Genomic DNA, 18,076 nt, shown 5'->3' on the forward strand with positions numbered 1-18,076 from the left:
TGGACGACCCGATGTGAATAGACGACGCGTCCGGGCGCTGCCGTTGAAAAGGAGGCCCGGTTACTGGCTGAAGGGATCGTGGTTCACCGGCGGGATGCTCTTCAGGTAGGCGGCGATGGCCAGGGCGTCCTCTTCCGTCAGGTGGCTAAAGCTGCGCTCGATCTGGGTGGCCATGGTGCCGACTATCTGGCTGCCATCGGAGAGCATGCCGGTGCGCAGGAAGGTGGCGATCTCCTCTTCCGTCCAGAGGCCGATGCCGGTCTCGTCGTCCGGGGTGATGTTGGCGGCAATTTCGTCCTCGTTGATGGGCTTGCCGGCCAGGTACATCTCCATGTTGGGGCTGCCGTCTTCGTTGGTGGGCGTGTGGCAGCGGCCACAGCGGGCCAGCTTCACCAGGATCTCACCCCGGGCCACAGGGTCGGTGGGGCTTTCGGCCGGGGGCGGCGGGTCTGGGGTGAAGGCCGCGGGCTCAGCCTGCAGTTCCCGGGCCGGCACGGCATTTTCCACCGGCTCCAGCGAGAGGAGGTAGGCGGCAATGTCCAGCGCCTCTGGATCCGGGAGGGCGCTGTAGTCCCGGTAGGGCATGATGGGGAAGAGTTGGGTGCCGTCGGGGCGGACGCCCAGCCGCAGCGCGTCGGCGATCTGGGTTTCGGTCCAGCCGCCCAGGCCGGTTCCCTCGTGGGGCGTGATGTTGCGGGCATAGACCACGCCGTAACTTCCCTCGAAGCGGTTGCCGCCGGCCAGGGCGCCCAGGTCCCGGTTGAAGTGACAGCCGCAGCCGCCGGCGATGGTGACCAGGTAGGCGCCTGCTTCAGGGTCGCCGTGGGCCACGGCCTCGGCAGTGGGCTCTGGGGCTGTTGCCTCGGCCGCGGGGGGCTCTCCTTCGGCCACAGGCATCACCGGCTGGCAGGCGCCCAGGGCGAACAGGAGCACCATCAGCAGGCCAAGCCAGACGGGCGTCATGCCCAGGAGATGGTCACGGGGACGGGACGGGCCGGTGCCTGTCCGGTAGGCGGTATCGGGGGAAGCAGGTGGTACGCTTTCCAATGGGCCTCTTGTGGACATCGGTTCATTCTCCTTTGTACGATGGGATGGTGTGGGTTGGGTGCAACCGGGGCCGATGGGCACAACGATAGCACACTTTGTAACGACGTCCAAGGGGCTTTTGGATCTCCCAATATATCGTCGGGGATTTTGACAGCCTTTTGACAGGCTGTAGACTGTCTGTTGTGACGTATGATCGTCAAATGAAATAAAGCAGTGGCTTTTGTAGCAGACCCCATCAAGGGCTGGTTCCATCCGTCTTTGTATGCAAAGGCCGCGGCCCAACCGATACACGCCTGCCGCCGACAGGGAACGGCTATGGACTTGACAGACAAGAACATTTTGGTGGTTGAAGATAACCTGGCCTTCCTGGAAGTCCTTCGGGATGTGTTGGAGATGGAAGGGTACACCGTCCACGTGGCCCTGAACGCGGCCGAAGGGCACTCCCTGATCCAGGGGATGCGGGTGGATCTCCTCATTACGGACATGCTGTTGCCCGATGGCAACGGCGCCGACCTGATCGCGGCGTTGCAGGAACGCTCCCCGGCCACCAAGATCGTGGCCATGTCCGCCAGCACCTTTCATCGGGTGGGGCCAGAACAGGCTGCCCAAGACCTGGGCGTGGACCGGGTCCTGGCCAAGCCGTTCGACCTGGACACCCTCCTCGACCTGGTTGCCGAGCTCCTATCTGCGGGCTCTACCACCGGCGAATAGCCTGCCAATCTGACAGCTAAATGTAAGCAAAATCGTTTGACATGGGCGATCCCGCTTGATAATCTGTACGGTGTAAGCGGTGTGCGGACCAGCGGTTGCGGTGAGGCCCAAACCATGGGAGTGCCCGTAACATGAGGATGTCCGCAACGTAAGCGAGTACAGGAGAGCGGTCGCAGCCAAGTGGCCGCCATAGGGCGCCCATGAGCGGCGCCGGCAAAATGGAGAGCGGCAGATCCTTCATGCTACGATGGCATCTGATCTACACCAAGCCCCACAAGGAAGCCCTGGTCAGCCAGCAGCTTGAAGAGCGCGGGTTGGAGGTGTTTTTCCCGGTCCTGTATGTGGATCGGGGGTACAATCGGGGGGTGCGTACGGAGCCTTTCTTCCCCCACTACCTGTTCGTCCGGGTTGATCTCCAATCGGAACAAGCCACCGGCCTGCGCTGGCTCGTGGGGGTTCGCTCCCTGGTCCATTTTGACGGCCAACCGGCCGTGGTCCCCGACGTGCTCGTCGCGGCCCTGCAGGAACGCCTTTCTCCTTACACGGAGAAGGTGGTTCCCAAGCACAAAATCCGTTTTACGCCGGGCCAGAAGGTGCTGATCCGGCGGGGCCCCTTCCAGGGGTTTGAGGCCATCTTTCAAAAAGGGCTGCGGGGCAGCCAGCGGGTCCAGGTCTTGTTGAATCTCCTGGGCCAGTGGACACGGGCCCAGGTCCATGTGGACGCGTTGGAGCCCGTGTCGGGTAAGGCGCCCCCGGCGTTGGCCGCGGTGTGAATCTGGGTGTATGTGGGATGCAGCCAGACGATGAGAGTGCAAACCGCGTAAGACCCCCCTCGGTCTAAGACAGACCACCGGTTACAACCGCCATTCGCCAAGTGGATAGGGAGTGGTTCACGTACGGATCGTCCTGAACAGGGCGAGCCACAGGAATGTTTTTGCCTGAAAAAGTCCCCTGAATTAGAGCCCCGGGTGGCCCACGCCGCCGGGATCTGGGACTCGTCCACGCCGGCCCGATGGAGAGGCCGGGGGGCGATGTCGTTCAGGGGATGTGATACGGACAGCCCCGCTCCTGCTGTAGCACGATGCGCGCAGGAACGGCGGAGCCTGCCCGGCACCCGTTGCCGGATGGAACGCCCAGGTGTCCCATCGGCCCTACTGAGAATCCGGATAAACATGCCCATTCATTCATGCAGATGTCTTCTCTCATAGCGGGCCTCCGGCTCTACATCTCCCGCCAGGCCAGCAGCCTGTGGCGCTACTGGCTGGAGCAGCTGGTCTTTGCCGTGGCGGGGTGGATCCCCACGGTGGTGGGCATCGGGGTGCGTGCTGTGCTCTACCGGCTCATCCTGCAGATGGAGGGGGTGGCTGCCATTGAGCAGGGGGTGCGGATCCGCTTTGCGGATCAGGTGCGCCTGGGGCGCAACGTCTACCTGGACCAGGGTGTCTACCTCCACGCCTGCCCGGATGGCATCCAGATCGGCGACAATACCTTTGTGATGCACGGCGCTGTCCTGCATGTCTACAATTTCCGCGGCCTTCCCCACGCCTTCATCCGTATCGGCGCCGACAGCCTGATCGGCGAGATGAACGTATTGCGGGGGCAGGGCGGCATCACCATCGGCAACCGGGTCTACACCGCCCCGCTGGTCCAGTTGCTGGCCGTCAACCACGTCTACTCGGACCCTGACCGCCCCATGGTGGAGCAGGGGATCACGGCCGAGGGCATCGTGGTGGAAGACGATGTCTGGATTGGCGCCGGCGCCATCGTGACCGACGGGGTGCGCATCGGCCGGGGCGCGGTGGTGGCTGCCGGCGCCGTGGTCACCCGGGACGTGCCTCCCCACACGGTGGTGGGCGGGGTTCCGGCCCGGGTTTTGAAGCAGATTGACGGCTCGGCGGAGTCCACCCCGCCACCAGGCCGGCCCATTTATTTTTGAGGTTCATCTCCCCAATGTGCGAACCGCTTTGGTTTCCTGCCAAACCGGGGTGGGTAGCGCATATTTGTGGCAGATGAGCAATTTTTGAAAGGAGTCGCACCCATGACCATGCTCTCGGTCGTCATCCCCGCCCTCAATGAAGAAGACGGAATCCAGGACATCATGCGCCGGGTGCTTGCGGTGCGTCCCCAACTGCAGGAGGTGGGCATTGATGAACTGGAACTGATCGTGGTGGACGACGGTTCCACCGACCGGACGGCGGCCCTGGTTGCCGCGCAGCCCGGTGTCCGGCTCATCCGCCACACCCGGAACTCGGGCTATGGCGCTGCCCTGAAGACGGGTTTCTCTGCGGCCCGGGGCGAGTGGATCGGCTTCCTGGATGCCGACGGCACCTACCCGCCCGAGTATTACCCCGCCCTCTGCCAGGCCGCGACGACCCAGGAGGCGGACATTGTCATCGGCTCCCGCATGGCGGGCGCGGAAAGCCAGATGCCAGCCGTGCGCCGCCTGGGCAACCTCATCTTCGCCCGCCTGGTGAGCCTGATCAGCGCCCGGCGCATCACCGATTCGGCCAGCGGCATGCGCATCTTCCGCCGGGAGATCCTGCCCCGGCTCTACCCGCTGCCCGATGGCCTGAACCTGACCCCGGTGATGAGCACCCGGGCCCTGCATGAGCGCCTCCACATGGTGGAAGTGCCCATCCCCTACAGCGAGCGGGTGGGGCGTTCCAAGCTCAGCGTGGTGCGGGACGGCATGCGCTTTGCCCAGTCCATCGTCTGGACGGCCCTCTACTACAACCCGGTGCGCCCCCTGGGGCTCATCGGCGCGCTGGCCCTGGCCGTGGCCGCGGCCATCGGGCTGGGGCTGGTGGTGGCCCGGCTCAGCGGCATCGACTACGTGGGGCCGCTGGGGGCATTTGCCCTCTTCACGGCCCTGGTTCTGGCCGTGGCCGGGGTGAGCATCCTGGCCCTGGGCATCAGCTTCAACTACTTCGTGGCCCTCTTCCATAAACGGCCGGTCCACCAGGGGTTGTTCGGCCGGCCCATCCTGCGGGCCCGGCTGGATCAACACTTCGGCTGGATTGGGCTGCTGGCTTTTGGGCTGGGGGTGCTGCTGGCGGTGGCCAGCCTGAGCTTCGGCATGATGGGGTGGAGTGTCAGCCGCCTCTGGCTCTATTACCTGGTGAGCGCCTGTCTGGCCCTGGTGGGCATCCAGCTCATGATTGCCTGGATCCAGATGCAGATCCTGGACACGTTGCGCATTCGAGACGAATTGGTGGCGGAGGACATGCTGGGCAAGGCGCAGATGCCCGCCGAACCGGTGGCCGAGGCCGTGAGTGGCGCCCCCTTGAAGGTCGAGGCCATGCCATAGGGCTCTCCCAGTGGCTGGAAAATTATCTTTTGTCCTTCGTCTTTTGCCCATAGAGACCGTACAAACGGTCAGGGAGGAGTAGACTGTGGCACAGCGAGAAGCCAGAGTGCCCAACGTGGACCTGGCACCCGATATCCGAGACAACCTGGGGACGCGGCGGATTCCCCCCCTGCGGCCTTCCCTGTTCCCCGATGCAGGCGTCAGCGTTCAGACCCTCACCTCATCCCGTCGGCCTGAAGGGCTGGTGGACGTGCTGCTGGTCAACCCCCCCACGGAGGATGGGGGCATCTGGATCCGCAGCCAGCACCGGGTGGGCCGCCGTAGCCGGGAGAACATGATCTGGCCCCAGGTGGAGCTGGCCCAGATGGCGGCCCTCCTGGCGCCGGATTACAAGGTGGAGATCATCGACGCCAACGCCGAGCGCATGGGCTGGCCCGAGTTCAAAAAGCTGCTGGAGGAGAAGCGGCCCAAGTACTACCTGACCCAGGTGACCGCGCCCACCCTCCAGAACGACATGTACGGCGTCTTCCTGGCCAAGTCCCTGGGGGCCAGAACCATGGCCTTCGGCACCCACGTCACCCCCATGACCCTGGAGACCATGCGCCCCTTCCCCGCGCTGGATTTTGTGCTGCGGGGCGAGCCGGAGATCACCCTGCGGGAGCTCCTGGACCGGCTGGAGGACAAGACTCCCAGCGACCCCCGGGTGCGTAAGATGCTGGCCGAGACCTCCCATCTCCAGACCCGGCGGATGGGCAAAGAGGTCATCAGCGACCGCTTCCCGGTCCCGGCGGAGGAGTCGCCCTTCGCGTCCATCCTGGGCCTGGCCTGGCGTCGCGGGGATGAGATTGTCATCAACCCGGACCGACCCTTCATCCCGGACCTGAACGACCTGCCCATCCCCCTGCACGAGCTGCTGCCCCTGGACAAGCAGCGCATGCCCATGATCAAGGGGCCGTTCACCTTCATCGTCACCAGCCGGGGCTGCCCGGCCGGCTGCAAGTACTGCATCAAGCACGTGACCTACCAGAACACCGTGCGGGTGCGTTCGGCCGAAAACATCGTGGAGGAGCTGGAATACCTGAAGCGGCTGGGCATCCACAACATCCACATGTATGCGGACCTGTTTACCGTCAACCGGGACCACGTGGTGGAGCTCTGCAACCTCATCATCGAGCGGGGGCTGAAGATCCGCTGGACCTGCAACAGCCGGGTGGATTACGTGGATGAGGAGATGTTGCGGCTCATGGGGCAGGCCGGCTGCTGGATGATCTCCTGGGGGATCGAAAGCGCCAACGAGATGATCCTGAAGCGGGCCCGCAAGGGATACAAAAAGGAGCAGGCCTTTCTGGCCCTGCGCTGGGCCAAGGCGGCGGGCATCAAGAACTGGGGCTACTTCATCATCGGCCTGCCGGGCGAGACCGAGGAGTCCATCCGGGAGACCATCGACTACGCCAAGGAGCTGCCCCTGGACATCGCCCTGTTCCACATCGCCGCACCGTACCCGGGCACGCCCTTCTTCTACGAGGTGGTGGAGAACAACTGGTTCCGCCCTGGCACCAAATGGGAAGAGGTGGACATGGATCAGTCCACCGTGTTAGATTATGAGAACCTGACGGCCGAGCAGTTGGAGTACTGGCAACGGCGGGCGACCTGGGAATGGTCCATGCGGCCGGGTCCCATCTTCACCTTCCTGAAGGGGCTGAACAGTTGGGCCGGCTTCAAGAGCGCGATGAGTGTGGGCTGGCAGATGCTCCAGTTCGCCCGGGGGTAAGCCCATGGCGGGGCTGCCAGCGCAGCCATTGGGCCTGGGCGGACGGGACAGGTAGGAGATGATGGCCGGCCGGCTGCATCCGGCGATCCGAAATCTCTATCTTACCAGCGGCGCGCTCTTTGTCCTGAGCGGGCTGGTGGGCGTCTGGGCGGCGGCCGACCGCGACCTGGCGTGGATGCGGTTTGTCATGCTCAGCCTGGCCTGGCTGGGCTCGGCAGTGCCGCTGGTGGTGCGTCACGGACGCAGTGGCGTCCTGGCCCTGGCAGGGTTGATGGCCGCGGTAGCTGCCGGCCTGGCGGGGGGAAGCCTCTTCCTGGGGCTGCTCCCGGGTGAAAACGTGGCCGCCGCCCTGGTGACCTTGCTGCCACTTGGCCTGGGCGGCCTCCAGTGGCTCATCCAACGGGGACAGCTGGGATGGGCCTGGCCGACCGGGCTCAGCCTGGCGGCAGCGGTGGCGGCGCTGGCGGTGGCCCAGGAACGCAGCGCCTGGATCGCCCTGGGAGCCGGCCTATGCCTGGCTGCCCTGCTGAGCTGGCGCCATGGCCCGGCCCGGCTGCTTCGCTGGCCCTGGGCCGTGGACCTGGCCGGGTTGGCGGGGATCCTGGGGGTGGCCGGCCTGTGGGTGGGGCTGAGCCTCCGGCCCGAGCTCATCGCCGGCGGGTGGAATCGTCCGGTCATCTGGCACGATGCCCTGATCCTGCTCCAGGACTATCCCTTGACCGGCGTGGGGCTGGGGCAGACGGCCATGGTGCTCTCTTCATATGTCTACCTGTTCCATGTGCCCTTCCTCTACCAGACCTACAACCTGTTTTTGCAGGTGGCGGTAGAGCAGGGCCTGCCGGGGCTGTTCGGCTTTGTGGGGCTGGTGGCTGCCGGGGCAGCAGGTCTCTGGCAGGCCTATGGTCACCCCCGCAGGACGGTCCGCCACTGGGCCAACTGGGTGGCGGTCTCCCTGGGTGGCACCTTCGCCTTTGGCCTGGTCAATGCAGGGCTCTACAGCAGCTGGCTGGCGCCACTCCTGTTCGTGCCCCTGGGCTTCGCCCTCTGGCTGCCGGCCCTGGCGACCGGCCTGAAGTTGACGGCCGGCCTGGATCTGGATCGCCCGGAACTGGGCGGGCTGGGCGGCTATCTGGCGGCCCTGGTGCCGTTGATTCCGGTGGCGGCTCTGGCCTTGCTGTTGACCTGGCCTGGGATCGAGGCGCTGCTGGAGGCCAACCTGGCGGTCGTGGCCCAAACCCGGGCCGAGCTTTCCCTGTACCGCTGGCCCCAGTGGCCCATCCAGGATGAGCTGCGCCGGAGCGACCGTCTGGATCTGCGGGAGGCCCTGGCCCGCTATCAGAAGACCCTGGCCATCGCCCCCACCAACGTGACGGCCCATCGGCGGCTGGGGCAGATTGCCCTCTCCCGGGGGCAGTATGAGCTGGCCCGGCGCCACCTGGCCGCCGCCTTTCAACTGGCGCCGGATCAGCGGCCTGTGCGGCAGATGTTGGGCGAGGTATACGCGGTGTTGGGGCAGGAGGAAGCCGCGGTCAACATCTGGCAGGGGGGCAACGCGGATCCCCACAAGCTGGAGTTGCGTCAGTGGTGGTACAGCCACATCGGCGCCGGGCCGGAAAGCCAGTCCATGGATCAGGCGATTCACGCCCTGAAGCGGGCGCTGCAGGCCAACCCGGCCTTCCGTGCCAGGCCGTGAAAAACACTGCCGAGGGGAGTTAATCCCATTGAATTCACCGGCTGTTTGGAACGAGGGAGATCCGGTACAATCGGGTACAATGACGTTGATGTCACAGGGCCGAAGCGGCGTGCTTCCCCCTGTGGCCTGGTAAATCCCGGCAGAAATTCGCCGCTGGTTTCCACCAGCGGGAGTGCGCCCAGAGGGCACCCGGAATTTCTGCCGTGGTATTTACGCCAGACTATACAGACTATACTGGGTCGTTTCAAACAGCAAGACAGGAACGGATACGAGTGGTCGTTATGAATCAACAGTTGGCGCAGTCATGGTGGTTGATCGCGGTGTCCATCACGGCCGGTGTGGCCGGCCAGACCAGCATCAAATTGGGGATCGGCCAGGCGTCTACCCTGGCGCCCCTATCGGGCCTTGCCGGCGTGGTGAACCTGATCCTGCGTTCCCCCCTGGTCCTGCTGGGCCTGATGCTTTATGGCGTGGGTGCCCTCACCTGGATTGCAGTGCTGAGCCGGCTCAACCTCAGCGCTGCCTACCCTTTCCTGGCCCTGAACTTCGTGCTCATTGCCCTGGTTTCCCGGCTTTTCCTGGGCGAGGCCATCCCCACCATGCGGTGGATGGGCATCGCCGTCATCTGCCTGGGGATCCTGTTGATCGCCCGAAGCACGGCCGGAGGGTAGCCCATCATTATGAAGTTGAGCATCGTCATGCCCTGCTACAACGAACGGCAGACCATCGAAGCCATTGTGGCCAAGGTGATGTCGGTGGAGCTGCCCATCCCCCGCGAGCTGGTCATCGTGGACGACTGTTCGACCGATGGCACCCGGGACTTTCTGGCCACCCTGGAAGGCTGCCCGGACATCCGGGTGGCGTACCATCCGGTCAACCGGGGCAAAGGAGCGGCGTTGCACACCGGTTTCTCCCTGGCCACCGGGGATGTGATCCTGATCCAGGATGCCGATCTAGAGTACGACCCGGCGGAATACCCCAAGCTCCTGCGGCCCATCCTGGAGGACAAGGCCGATGTGGTCTACGGGTCCCGCTTCGTGGGCGGCGAGTCCCACCGGGTGCTCTACTTCTGGCATGCGGTGGGCAACAAGTTCCTGACCCTCCTCTCCAACATGTTCACCAACCTGAACCTGACGGACATGGAGGTCTGCTACAAGGTCTTCAAGCGGGAAATCCTGGAGCAAATTGAGCTGCGGGAAGAGCGCTTTGGCTTCGAGCCGGAAGTGACGGCCAAGGTGGCCCGGCTGGGCTGCCGGATCTACGAAGTGGGCGTCTCCTACTACGGCCGCACCTATGAAGAAGGGAAGAAGATCAACTGGAAGGATGGATTGCGGGCCGTGTACGTGATTTTGAAATATGGCTTGTGGAGGGCCCGATCATGAGGGACTTGCCAGAGCAGCCGGATCTGCCAGGAGGGGGCCTATGCCGCCGACCTGGCTGGCTGCTGGCCGTGGCCATCGCCCTGGCCCTGGGGATGGGCCTGTGGGGAAGCGCCCCGGTCCTGGCCGCGCCCGGTGATATCGTGGACTGCCGGCCGCCCTTCAACCTCTCCAACTCGCCCGGCTATGTCTCGGTGGACCCCTTCCTTCTGTCCGATCCCACCGGTGTGGTCCACCTGTTTTGGGCCGAGCGCACCATCGGCGAGCCCGGCGACATCCCCAACGTGCCGGACGCCCTGATGTACTCCCGCTGGGATGGCGAGCGGTGGTCAAAGCCGGTGGACATCTTCATCTCCCCCCGGCAGTACTTCAACCGCCGCATCGCCGGCATCCGGGGGGTGATGGACCAGCAGGGCTTCATTCACCTGGTCTGGATGGGGCCGGACAACACCTTTTTCTACAGCGCCGCCCGGGCCGACCGGGCCGGCTCCGCCCAGGGCTGGCTGCCTCCCCTCCTCCTGGGGGATGACCAGTCGGGGACCCAGTTCTCGGTGGATATCGCCTACGAGCCACCCCGGGCCCTGCACATCCTCTACGGCCGGAGCCAGCCCCAGGTTAACCGCACGGTGACCTACATCCGGTCCGTGGATGGGGGCGCCACCTGGTCCGAGCCGGTGGACGTCTATACCTTTTTGGACTTTGAGCGGGGCGCCAGCAACGTGCGGCTGCTGACCGAGCCCCCTGGCAAGGTCTACGCCACCTGGACCGAGTGGGACAGCAGCGGCAACGGCCAGGCCGTTTACTTCGCCCGTTCCCTGGACAGCGGCAGCACCTGGGAAGAGCCGGTGCGGTTGGCGGAGCGGGTGGGCGATGAATACGAGCGGGACTGGACCACCCTGGCGGTGTTGGAGCCGGGGCGGCTGGTGGCCCTGTGGGAGGGCGGTTTCCGGGCCTATCCCCAGACCCAGTACTCGGACGACGGCGGCGCCACCTGGTCGGCCCCCATCGACACCTTCTTCTGGCTGATTGCCGACAACGGCTTCGGTGAATTTGTACGAGACAGCACCGGGCGGCTCCACGTCTTCCTGGTGCGCCGGATTCGGGAAGGGTACAGCCACCTGTGTGGCCGCTTTGTGGGCTGCCGGGGCGATGGCAACACCATCTGGCACAGCGTTTGGGAAGCTGGCGTCAACTGGCGGGATCCCCGGCCGGTGGGGGGCTTCCACGACAGCAACTTCATCTCGGTGGCCATGAACCTGGGCAACCAGCTTTTCCTGAGCTGGTTCAACTACGACAACCCGGAGACGTCGCTGGATATCTTCACCATGCAGTGCACGGTGGAAGGCGCGCCGGCGCTGGCGCCGCAGCCCTGGCCTGCGGTTGACATGCCCACCCCCACCCCGGTGGCCACAGCCTGGCCTACCCCGACGCCTTTGCCGGAGGTCACGGCCACACCGGCGCCGGTGGTCTCTGTCCAGGCGACGCCCGTCGGTCGGAGTAACCCGGCCACTCCCTTGTTGGTGGGGGCGCTTCCGTCCCTGGCCCTGCTCGTTTTGGCCGTGATGGTCGAGCGCATTCGCCGCCGCGGCCGCTGAGCCCGGAAAGGATACGTACGTTTAATATGAGTGGAGCCAATATGGGCGGTGCCAACATGAGCACCGCCAGCATGGGCGGCGCGGAGGCGCTGCCGGTGGTGGTCTACACCTCGGCCTCCCAGATGCGCACGCCGGGCACCCTCCTGCGGGCCATGTGGAAGGACCTGGGGGCCTCCCGGGAGCTGGCCTGGCGCCTCTTCATCCGGGACATTTCGGCCCAGTATCGCCAGAGCCTCTTTGGCGTCTTCTGGGCCTTTGTACCGCCCATCGTCACCGCGTTGATCTTCATCGTGTTGCAGACCCGCAACGTGGTCAACTTTGGCGAGACCGACATTCCCTACCCGGTCTATGTCCTGGTGGGTACCACCCTGTGGCAGCTCTTCACCGAGAGCCTGAATGCCCCCCTGAAGTCCGTGACTGCGGCCAGGGCCCTGTTGGTCAAGATCAACTTCCCCAGGGAGGCCCTGATCATCTCGGCCATCTGGCAGGTGCTCTTCAATCTGGGGACCAAGCTGCTGGTGCTGGCGGCCATCTTCTGGATCTTCCGGCTGGAGTTGACCTGGGGCATCCTGGGCGGCGGGCTGGCCATGGTGATGCTCCTGTTGTTGGGCATCGGCATTGGCCTGTTGCTGACGCCCTTGGGAATGCTCTACACCGACGTGGCCACCTCCCTGCCCATTGTGACCCAGATGCTCTTTTTCGTGACGCCCATTGTCTACCCGCCGCTGCGCACCTTTCCCCTCTCTCTGGTCACCGTCCTGAACCCGGTGAGCCCCCTCCTCATCGGCGCCCGGGATCTCCTGACCAAGGGCACGCTGGAGAACGGGCTGGCGTTTAGCGTGGTCAGCGTGCTCACCCTGTTTCTGCTGTTGGGGGGCTGGCTCATCTACCGGGTGGCGCTGCCGATTCTCATAGAGAGGATGAGCGCCTGATGTCCGATGTGTTGGTGGAAGTGACCCACGTCAGCAAAAAGTTCTGCCGTAGCCTGAAGCGTTCCCTCTGGTATGGGGTCCAGGACCTGGGGCTGGAGTTGACAGGGCGTAGCTATCCCCGCGACCAACTGCGCAAGGACGAGTTCTGGGCTGTGCGGGATGTCTCTCTGCAGGTGCGCCGGGGGGAGACCCTGGGGCTCATCGGCCACAACGGCGCGGGCAAGACGACCCTCTTGCGCATGCTCAACGGCCTGATCAAGCCGGACCTGGGGGAGATCACCGTGCGGGGGCGGATGCAGGCCCTCATTGCCCTGGGCGCCGGCTTCAACCCGGTGTTGACCGGCCGGGAGAACATCTACATCAACGCCTCGGTCCTGGGGCTCTCCAAGGCGGAGATCGACCGCCGCTTCGACGAAATTGTGGCCTTTTCCGGCATCGAGGAATTCATCGACATGCCGGTCCAGAGCTACAGCTCCGGCATGACCGTGCGCCTGGGCTTTTCGGTGGCCGCCCACCTGGAGCCAGACGTCCTGCTGGTGGACGAGGTGCTGGCGGTGGGCGACCTGGCCTTTCGGACCAAATGCCAGGTGCGGATTCAGCAGATGAAGAACAATGGCGTGGCCATCGTCCTGGTCTCCCACAACCTGCACACCATCAGCCATGTCTGTACCCGGGCCGTCACCTTCGAGAAGGGCCGCATCATCTACGAGGGCGACACCGAAGCCGCCATCGACGCCTATCGGGCCTCTCTCCTGAAGCATTACGATGGGCCGGCCGAGGATCTGCGTGGGGGGACTGGCGAAATTCGGGTCCAGCGGTTGGAGGTGCTGAACGAGGCAGGGCAGCCCCAACAGGAGTTCGACATGGGCAGCGGCGTCCGTCTGCGCCTCCACTACGAGGCCTCTGAGCCGGTCCATAACCCGGTGATCAACATCGCCATGCACGTGCTCAACAGCCACCAGGTGACCGGCTTCCGCACGGACGTGGATGGGCTGTCGGTGGGGACTCTCCAGGGGAAAGGTCATGTGGACATCGTGGTGCCCCAGCTCAACCTCTTCCCCAACGTCTATACCCTGGACGCCATCCTCTTTCACCCGGATGGCTTCACGTTTTACGACCGGGTCAACAACGCCGCGCACATCAAAGTGCGGGGTGGGCTCCAGGTGAACGGCACGGCCTACCTGCCCCACCGCTGGCAGGTGAACGGCGCGGCGCCTGAAGCCCAGGCCACCACCGATGGCGCGGGGCGGGCCCTGGCAACGCAGCTCCAGCTATCATGAACCAACCACCCATCTTTGTGGTAGGCGTCCCCCGTTCGGGGACGACCTTGCTGGCCGCCATGTTGGCCGCCCACAGCCGACTGAGCTGTGGCCCCGAGACCCACTTCTTCCGCCGGCTGCAGGAAGTGGACGCGCGGGCCTTCCTGGAGGATCCCCGCTGGCCCCAGGAGGCCGCCCGCTTTATCTGCGACATTTCCCACAGCACCTACGCGGCCGATGCGGCGTCGAGCACATCCGACGGACGCACCCGGCTGATCGACAAGTACGGCCTGGAAGAAGCGGCCATCGCGGACTTTCTGCAAGGGCAGCCCCCTTCCCTGGCGGCCATGCTGGCCAGCGTCACGGAACAGTACATGCACAGACAGGGGAAAGTGCGCTGGGCCGAGAAGACCCCCGACCATCTGGCCCTGGTGCACCTGATCCGCCGGCTCTTTCCCGCCTCCCCCATCGTGCGCATCGTGCGGGACCCCCGGGACGTGGCCATCTCCCTGGGCCGGGTGCCCTGGGGCGCCCAGACCCTGCTGGAGGCACTCTTCTTCTGGCGGCGCCTGGACGATGCCAGCAGCGCCTTTTTCGTCGCCGATCCAAACAGCTACACCCTGCGCTACGAGGATCTCATCACCGAGCCCCGGCAGGAGCTGCAGAAGCTGTGCCGGTTCCTGGGCGAACCCTACGAGGAGGGCATGCTGGATACATCCCGCACAGGCCGGCGCATCAATGCCCGCCAGGTGCCGTGGAAGGACAAGGTGAGCCAGCCCATCGACAGCAGCCGGGTCGGTCTGTGGCGCGGGGCCCTCACGCCGGCGGAAAACCGGCTGGCCGAGGCGATACTGGGCGACCGGTTGGCCCGCTACGGCTACCCCCAGGAGGTTCATTTCAACCGCCTGGGCGAGCTCTTTCCCGATGAGGTGGCAGCCGGCCGCTTCCAGGACGCGTTCACCGTGCTGGCCGGCGAGGGCATCCGCTTTTGGAAGGCCCATCCGGACGAACGGCCGGCGGTCAAGATCTATCTGGGCAATCCGGGTGATGCGGAGTGGCTGGGCGATCACAGGCTGGGGCGGGGCCTCCGGGCCCTCTCCATTGCCGCGGGTGTGGTGCGAAACCTGGCCCGCCCCATGGCCCTGTATTGGGTGCCGGGGCAGGGACAGGTGCAGTGGCCGGGCTATGCCGCCTACCTGCTCCAGCGGTTGCTGACCCCCTACCGGGTGTCGGCACCGCCCCAGAGGATGCCTTCATGAGGTTTGCTCGTCTGCACAATCCATGGCGTCGGTGGCCTGTGGCCCTGTTCCTCTGCCTGGGGCTCTGGCTCCAGGCCTGTGGCGGGCCTCCGCCCACAGCCGTGTCTGGCGTAGAGGCCACCCTCCGCCCGCCGACAGCGACGGCCACCGCCCTGCCGTCGCCCATGGCCGAAGCGGCCCAGCCGGACCAGGTGCCCCAGGCGGATGAGGGGACGGCAGCGGACGAAGTGACGCCAGTGGTGACGGCGGCGTCCGACGGCCCGGTGAGCCTGCTGCCCACGGTCACGGCCACGCCGTTGCCGGCCGCCACGCCTATCCCGGCGCCCACGGCGTTGCCCACGGAGACGCCCATCCCCCAGGTGGAAGCAGCCGCCGGGGGCCTGGTCATCGACCACCGGTCGGTGGCCCTCTTCGAGCAGATTCCGGATGAGTACATCCGGGCGGCGGCGGAACTGCGGCTCCTCCTGCGCCATGCGTCGGTGGGGCAGAACATCAGCGACGGGCTGGACTGCCTGATGAACAATTTCAGCCGCCGGCCCAACCACTGTGACCGGGGGCTGGCCCCGGGCGAAGTCATCTACGACGGCAAATACGACCGTTCCAACTGGGTCTTTGAGCTACACAGCCCGCCTCCCAGCGCCAATCCCGGCTGGTGGAACAAGGTCAACTACTTCGTGACGCGGATCAACAACCTGGCGCCCGGCGAGCATTTCGACGTGGCCGGCTACACCGTCGGCTATGTGGACGGCTATCCCGGCTCGGCCATCGATGACCGCTTCTTTGTCGTGGATCCCGACGACGAATTTCCGGATGTGGGCGATCTGGAAGCCCTGGAGGCGGCCCACCCGGAGATTACCTTCGTCTGGTGGACCATGGGGCTGGCCCGGCTCTCGTACGAGGAATCCCAAAACTACAACCGCCAGTTGCGGGCCTATGCCCGCAGCCACGGCAAGGTGTTGATGGACCTGGCGGACATCGAGTCTCACCTGCCCGACGGCACTCCCTGTTTCGACAACCAGGGGCTGGGCATCGAGGCCATCTGCCAGGCCTACACCAACGAACGCAACGCAGGCCATCTCAACCCGGTGGGGCGCCTGCGTTTGGCCAAGGCCATGTGGGTGCTGATGGCCCGGCTGGCCGGCTGGCCGGGGCCGTGAGGAACCTTTCCCGGCGCGCTGCTCCTTGGGCTGGGGCTTTTCAGGGGGCGTACGGCATTTGATGGAGAAGCGTATGTCAGGCGTGCCATGATGGCAGGTGAAGGGGCGACAAGGGGCCCTTCCCAAAGGCGGATCGAGCTGTTACAATCGGGCGCGGCCGTTTCCGGACAGCCATACCACTCCGGCCGGCCATGTAACTTGACGACGATCCGCAGATCCGTGACCCTGCTCGGGGGTATCTGTCCACGACAGGGGCAATCAGGAAAGGGAAGACCATGCATCGCCACCACCATCGCCCCCCCAATCGGCAGCCCCACGGGGGATCCAGCGGAGCCGGCAGCCCCCCCAAACGCCCTGCCAACCCCTGCCACCAGGGAAGGCAGACACCACATCCACGGCCGTCCACCTCCCGCCGGCAGAAGGGGCATGGCCACTTTGGACAGGCTGTTCTGGGGGCTGCCCTCTTGCTTCTGCTGACGGCCGGCCTCTGGATCGGGCCACTGCCCCACGTCCTGGCTGCTGCCTTGACCGCCCCGGCGGCCACCGAGGCATTAGCGGATGTGGATGCGAATTTGGATGTGGATGTGGACGGGACGCCGGTGCCTGGGGTGGTGGGTGCGGATGCGCTGATCGTGGTGGATCATCGGTCGGTGGCGGAGTTTGAGCTGATTCCTGAGGAGTATCTGGCGGCGGCGCGGAACCTGCGGATGGTTTTTTCGGACCGGTCGGTGGGGCAGAACATCAACGAGGGGTTGGACTGTCTGACGGCGAGCAGTTGGGGGAGTGCGCCGGCGTCGTGTCGGCGGGACTACTACGACAGCAACTGGAGCTGGAAGACGTACACGGAGGCGGACCGGCAGGCGGGGGTAGTGCCTGGGCGGATCTTGTTTGAGCCGGACCCGGTGCGGTACAACCGGAGCAACTGGGAGTTTGAGTTTCGGATGGGGACGTGGAGTGAGCTGACGCAGGATTTCATCCAGAATCTGGCGCCGGCGCATGTTGGGAGCAAGGATGTGCTGTCGTACCAGTTCAGCTATTTGAATGTGGAGGGGGACAGCGACATTGCGGATCCCGCCAGCGGATTTTTTGCGAACAACGGGGACAAGTACGACATCTACGATTTAGAGGCGTACATGGCCCAGCATCCGGACAAGGTGTTCATTTTGTGGACGACGAGTCTGGCGCGGAGCATCGGGACGGAGGCGGCGCGGGAGTTCAACGAGCAGATGCGGGCGTATGCGGCGGCGAACGGGGGGATTTTGTTTGACGTGGCGGACATTGAGTCCCACAGGGAGACGGGGGAGCCCTGTTATGACAATCGGGATGGGGTGCAATACTGCACCACGAATGGGGCGTGTGAGAACCATGCGGACGATGGGTTGAACCTGCCGGCCATCTGCCAGGATTACACCACGGAGGTGGATGGGGGGCATTTGGGAGCGGTGTCTGGGGGGAAGATTCGGCTGGCCAAGGCGTTTTGGGTGTTGATGGCCCGGATCGCGGGGTGGCCGGGCCCTGGGAATACCCCCACGCCCACGGACACCACTACGCCGACCGAAACACCGACGGCTACGCCCACGGCCACCGATACGCCAACCGAAACGCCGACGGATACACCCACGGCCACCGAAACGCCGACCGAAACGCCGACGGACACACCCACGGCCACCGAAACGCCGACGGACACGCCCACGGCTACCGGCACGCCGCAGCCGACCGCCTCGGTCACGCCGAGCCCGAATCCCACTATTCCCAATCCCACTATTCCGGCTCCCTTCTCAGAACGGCTCTTTCTGCCGTGGGTGTTGCGCCAGAATTAGGAGCGGGAGCGAATACTGGCCCACGGATCAGCCGGTATGGCGGCGTAGGGCGGTGGCGTAAGGCGGGTTTCCAGCTCGCTGAACGTAGCGAACGTCGATACAGTAGTCGATACAGTAGCAGAAGATGGGAATGTCGTAGGCGTGGC

General features: G+C 65.1%; 15 protein-coding genes. 14 read left to right on the plus strand and 1 reads right to left on the minus strand.

What is annotated here, in order from left to right; all coding sequences use genetic code 11:
• Nucleotides 1-60: 60 nt before the first annotated feature.
• A complete protein-coding gene (locus FKZ61_RS11590) occupies nucleotides 61-1,065 on the minus strand; it encodes a c-type cytochrome (protein ID WP_141610285.1) in 1,005 nt (334 codons plus the stop codon).
• 297 nt (nucleotides 1,066-1,362) lie between these two features.
• Between FKZ61_RS11590 and FKZ61_RS11595 the strand changes: the two genes are divergently transcribed.
• From FKZ61_RS11595 to FKZ61_RS11660, 14 genes are all read left to right on the plus strand, one after another.
• A complete protein-coding gene (locus tag FKZ61_RS11595; RefSeq protein WP_141610286.1) occupies nucleotides 1,363-1,758 on the plus strand; it encodes a response regulator in 396 nt (131 codons plus the stop codon).
• Between the two features lie 239 nt (nucleotides 1,759-1,997).
• The gene (gene nusG / locus FKZ61_RS11600) at nucleotides 1,998-2,531 is read left to right on the plus strand and encodes a transcription termination/antitermination protein NusG (RefSeq protein WP_170199608.1); all 534 of its coding nucleotides are present in this window, start codon (nucleotides 1,998-2,000) and stop codon (nucleotides 2,529-2,531) included.
• Between the two features lie 419 nt (nucleotides 2,532-2,950).
• Nucleotides 2,951-3,694, plus strand: a complete 744-nt coding sequence (locus FKZ61_RS24285; RefSeq protein WP_141610287.1) for an acyltransferase — start codon at nucleotides 2,951-2,953, stop codon at nucleotides 3,692-3,694.
• Between the two features lie 102 nt (nucleotides 3,695-3,796).
• A complete protein-coding gene (locus tag FKZ61_RS11610) occupies nucleotides 3,797-5,065 on the plus strand; it encodes a glycosyltransferase family 2 protein (RefSeq protein WP_141610288.1) in 1,269 nt (422 codons plus the stop codon).
• Nucleotides 5,066-5,150: 85 nt separating this feature from the next.
• A complete protein-coding gene (locus FKZ61_RS11615; protein WP_141610289.1) occupies nucleotides 5,151-6,836 on the plus strand; it encodes a B12-binding domain-containing radical SAM protein in 1,686 nt (561 codons plus the stop codon).
• Between the two features lie 61 nt (nucleotides 6,837-6,897).
• Entirely contained in the window at nucleotides 6,898-8,529 is a 1,632-nt protein-coding gene (locus FKZ61_RS11620) for an O-antigen ligase family protein (RefSeq protein WP_170199610.1), read from the plus strand.
• 281 nt (nucleotides 8,530-8,810) lie between these two features.
• Nucleotides 8,811-9,200, plus strand: coding sequence for a DMT family transporter (locus FKZ61_RS11625; protein WP_141610291.1), 390 nt, complete (start codon nucleotides 8,811-8,813; stop codon nucleotides 9,198-9,200).
• Nucleotides 9,201-9,209: 9 nt separating this feature from the next.
• The gene (locus FKZ61_RS11630; protein ID WP_141610292.1) at nucleotides 9,210-9,911 is read left to right on the plus strand and encodes a glycosyltransferase family 2 protein; all 702 of its coding nucleotides are present in this window, start codon (nucleotides 9,210-9,212) and stop codon (nucleotides 9,909-9,911) included.
• Nucleotides 9,908-11,503: a sialidase family protein gene (locus FKZ61_RS11635; RefSeq protein ID WP_141610293.1), complete on the plus strand. Its 1,596-nt coding sequence runs from the start codon at nucleotides 9,908-9,910 to the stop codon at nucleotides 11,501-11,503. Before FKZ61_RS11630 ends, FKZ61_RS11635 begins: the two co-directional genes overlap by 4 nt.
• 26 nt (nucleotides 11,504-11,529) lie before the next feature.
• Complete coding sequence (locus FKZ61_RS11640; protein WP_211358527.1) at nucleotides 11,530-12,435, plus strand: ABC transporter permease; 906 nt, start codon at nucleotides 11,530-11,532, stop codon at nucleotides 12,433-12,435.
• Nucleotides 12,435-13,715: an ABC transporter ATP-binding protein gene (locus FKZ61_RS11645; protein ID WP_141610294.1), complete on the plus strand. Its 1,281-nt coding sequence runs from the start codon at nucleotides 12,435-12,437 to the stop codon at nucleotides 13,713-13,715. Before FKZ61_RS11640 ends, FKZ61_RS11645 begins: the two co-directional genes overlap by 1 nt.
• Complete coding sequence (locus FKZ61_RS11650; protein ID WP_141610295.1) at nucleotides 13,712-14,953, plus strand: sulfotransferase family protein; 1,242 nt, start codon at nucleotides 13,712-13,714, stop codon at nucleotides 14,951-14,953. Before FKZ61_RS11645 ends, FKZ61_RS11650 begins: the two co-directional genes overlap by 4 nt.
• Nucleotides 14,950-16,110, plus strand: coding sequence for a hypothetical protein (locus FKZ61_RS11655; RefSeq protein ID WP_141610296.1), 1,161 nt, complete (start codon nucleotides 14,950-14,952; stop codon nucleotides 16,108-16,110). Before FKZ61_RS11650 ends, FKZ61_RS11655 begins: the two co-directional genes overlap by 4 nt.
• A 464-nt stretch (nucleotides 16,111-16,574) precedes the next feature.
• Nucleotides 16,575-17,930 carry a hypothetical protein gene (locus tag FKZ61_RS11660; RefSeq protein WP_211358528.1) on the plus strand — a complete coding sequence of 452 codons (1,356 nt, stop codon included), beginning with the start codon at nucleotides 16,575-16,577 and terminating at the stop codon, nucleotides 17,928-17,930.
• Nucleotides 17,931-18,076: the final 146 nt, after the last annotated feature.

This window comes from Litorilinea aerophila, assembly GCF_006569185.2.
In the GTDB taxonomy this organism is placed as follows: domain Bacteria; phylum Chloroflexota; class Anaerolineae; order Caldilineales; family Caldilineaceae; genus Litorilinea; species Litorilinea aerophila.

Coding starts and splice junctions, on each gene's coding strand:
- FKZ61_RS11635 (WP_141610293.1), top strand. CDS start 9,908: ATGAGGGACTTGCCAGAGCAGCCGGATCTGCCAGGAGGGGGCCTATGC.
- FKZ61_RS11610 (WP_141610288.1), top strand. CDS start 3,797: ATGACCATGCTCTCGGTCGTCATCCCCGCCCTCAATGAAGAAGACGGA.
- FKZ61_RS11590 (WP_141610285.1), bottom strand. CDS start 1,065: ATGTCCACAAGAGGCCCATTGGAAAGCGTACCACCTGCTTCCCCCGAT.
- FKZ61_RS11625 (WP_141610291.1), top strand. CDS start 8,811: ATGAATCAACAGTTGGCGCAGTCATGGTGGTTGATCGCGGTGTCCATC.
- FKZ61_RS11650 (WP_141610295.1), top strand. CDS start 13,712: ATGAACCAACCACCCATCTTTGTGGTAGGCGTCCCCCGTTCGGGGACG.
- FKZ61_RS11595 (WP_141610286.1), top strand. CDS start 1,363: ATGGACTTGACAGACAAGAACATTTTGGTGGTTGAAGATAACCTGGCC.
- FKZ61_RS24285 (WP_141610287.1), top strand. CDS start 2,951: ATGTCTTCTCTCATAGCGGGCCTCCGGCTCTACATCTCCCGCCAGGCC.
- FKZ61_RS11655 (WP_141610296.1), top strand. CDS start 14,950: ATGAGGTTTGCTCGTCTGCACAATCCATGGCGTCGGTGGCCTGTGGCC.
- FKZ61_RS11640 (WP_211358527.1), top strand. CDS start 11,530: ATGAGTGGAGCCAATATGGGCGGTGCCAACATGAGCACCGCCAGCATG.
- FKZ61_RS11630 (WP_141610292.1), top strand. CDS start 9,210: ATGAAGTTGAGCATCGTCATGCCCTGCTACAACGAACGGCAGACCATC.
- FKZ61_RS11645 (WP_141610294.1), top strand. CDS start 12,435: ATGTCCGATGTGTTGGTGGAAGTGACCCACGTCAGCAAAAAGTTCTGC.
- FKZ61_RS11620 (WP_170199610.1), top strand. CDS start 6,898: ATGGCCGGCCGGCTGCATCCGGCGATCCGAAATCTCTATCTTACCAGC.
- nusG (WP_170199608.1), top strand. CDS start 1,998: ATGCTACGATGGCATCTGATCTACACCAAGCCCCACAAGGAAGCCCTG.